Source organism: Bacillota bacterium (assembly GCA_040754675.1).
Classification (GTDB): domain Bacteria; phylum Bacillota; class Limnochordia; order Limnochordales; family Geochordaceae; genus Geochorda.
This window is the reverse complement of record JBFMCJ010000626.1, coordinates 1-2,279: the sequence shown is the minus strand read 5'-3', so window position 1 is coordinate 2,279 and position 2,279 is coordinate 1. Positions and strand designations below refer to the sequence as shown.

2 protein-coding genes are annotated in these 2,279 nt (G+C 66.3%); one reads left to right on the top strand and one right to left on the bottom strand.

Going from position 1 to position 2,279, the window contains the following annotated elements; all coding sequences use genetic code 11:
• Positions 1-670 (bottom strand): tetratricopeptide repeat protein (locus tag AB1609_21765; GenBank protein MEW6049062.1); only part of this gene is annotated, 670 nt, incomplete at its 3' end.
• Between the two features lie 54 nt (positions 671-724).
• On the opposite strand from AB1609_21765, the gene AB1609_21760 reads away from it, so the two are divergent.
• Positions 725-2,279: SpoIIE family protein phosphatase (locus AB1609_21760; protein MEW6049061.1), on the top strand; the 1,555-nt coding region annotated here is incomplete at its 3' end.

Here is a 2,279-nt window from a genome sequence, read left to right as displayed (position 1 = left end):
CAGCTTGTAGGCCCGGATCGTCGGAATGAGTGAAGCTGAGGGCTTGATCCAGGTGGCGTCGAGCTTCTTTTAGATGGCCACTCTGCTGGGCAATGCGCGCCAACTCGATGTAAGCATGAGGGACCTCGGAGGGGTCCACGCCGGTGAGGTTGTCCAGGATGGGCTGCAGAAGGCAACGAGCATCGTCATAGCGGCCCAGGGAGCGGAGCGTACGGGACAGGTCCAGGGCCACCCGGACACACTCCGTCCGGACCGCGCCTGTCTGCCAGGTGGGGGTGTTCTCTTTTAGTACGCGTTGCCATAATGCATGAGCTCGGGTCAGCAGGGTTTTGGCCCGGCTGTAGGCCCCGACCCGGAGATAGATGACGCCGAGGCCGTGAAGTACGGCAGCCTTCTGTCGGTCGGTAATGCCGTGTGCGTGAAGCGCCAGCCGATAGGCGGCCACCGCTCCCTGGTGGTCGCCGGCTTCCCGGCGGGCGAGGGCCAGGTTGCGCAGCGTTCCAAGCATGGCGTCCGTTCCGAGGTCGGCCTCCTTCGCCACCTGGTAGGCCCGCTCAAACGCGGCGATGGCATCGCGAAGGGCCCGCCGTTCGAGTGCCCGAATTCCCTCGTCCACGTGGCGGGCCATCTCGGCGAAGCGCACGGCCTTGTCGGTGTTCGCCGGGTTCATCGCCCTGGCCCCCTCGCCAGCCCGAGGTTGTGACCCGAAGGAGGAAGGCTCACGTTGCATGCCCCCCACACGTTGGTTCAGTGGGAGGAGTTTGAAACCTCCATCGTCAGACACCATCTGCTCCTGGATGCGTTTTTCCGCGTGGCGGACGAGATTCTGCAAAGCGCGGGCGAGCAGGTTCAAGAGAAGGGCCCCGGGATCCTGCTCCTTGACCCCCGTGGCGCCGTCCTGGCGCGCGGGGGGCCGCCAGAGCGGCTGGCGCGGATGGCAACGGAAGGGCTGGTCCCGGGTGTCTTCCTGGCCTTCTCGCGGCTGGCCCGATTGCCCCACCGCCCTGTCACGCTGACGGCGGGGCAGCGCGAGCTGAAGGCGATCCTGGCGCTCGTCCCGGAAAGCCTGGCGAGCGATCCTCCCCCGAGCCAGGAGCCGTGGGCGGCTCTCCTGGCCGCCATGGGGGCGTTGCTGCAGCGCGAGGTACAACTGCTGCATCAGGAAAACGAGCGCCGGGAAGTGGCCCATAATCTGGAAAAACTGGCCGCGTTCCACCAGGTCGCCCTGGCGACCGAAGGACCGTACATGAGCACGAGCGACCTCGTTCGAAGCATGCTGCAGGTCGTCCGGCCTCTGATCGGCGCAGACCAGGCCATGCTGGTCCTGCCCGTATCCCGCGGAAGTTCGCCTGAAGCGACCGAGCCTGTGGAACAGCGCGTTGCCGGCTTGCCAGCCCTGAAGCGGGTTTTCGAGGAGCGCCTGCCGGTTCTCGTATCCCAGCAGGACACCAAACCGGAAGCCCGAGAGCTCCTTCAAAGCCTGGGCGGCTCAGCTGCCCTGGCGGTCCCCGTGGTGTTCCAGGATGGCACCTGCGCAGCGGCGCTGCTGGTCTCTCGCAACGGACCGCATGCGTTCACCGAGCGGGACGCCGAACTGCTCGCGTTCGTGAGCCTGCAGGTCGGGCTGGCCATGGAAAACACCGGGCTGCGAGACCAGCTTCAGCGGCGCCTTGACGACTTAACCACGGAGTTGCAACTGGCTCAACGGGTGCAGCAGGCCATCCTGCCCTCTGAACCTCTCGTCCGGGCGGGTGCCGAAATCTGCGGGTTTTCGCATCCGGCGCGCCACGTCGGGGGCGACTTCTATGACTATTGGGACGCCGCCGACGGGAGCTGCATCGGTGTGCTTGGTGACATCATGGGAAAGGGTGTGGCTGCCGCTCTGCTGATGGCGCTCCTGCGCACCCAGGTCCGGGCCTGTGTTGGCGAGCAACCGTTCGGCTTGCCGGTCCTCAGGCAGCTGATGCTTTCTACCGGTGATGACTTTCGGCGCGCCGGCGCCATGGCCACCCTTCAGCTGTTCCGCTTTGACCCGGCGTCCCGGCGTCTGGCGTGGTTGGTGGCGGGGCATCACCCGCCCCTTCTCTTCCGGGAAGACGCGTGGGTGCTGATGGAGGGTGCGAGAGGAATGGCCCTGGGGTTGACCCGAAACCCTCCCGGGGAGGGCTCCGTAGGGTCCTTTACGTTGCAGCCCGGCGACCTCGTCGTTTTCTGGTCGGACGGGTTACTGGAGGTCGCCTGTCCGGGGCGCAAGACCCCCCGGATCGAGTGGGTGCTCA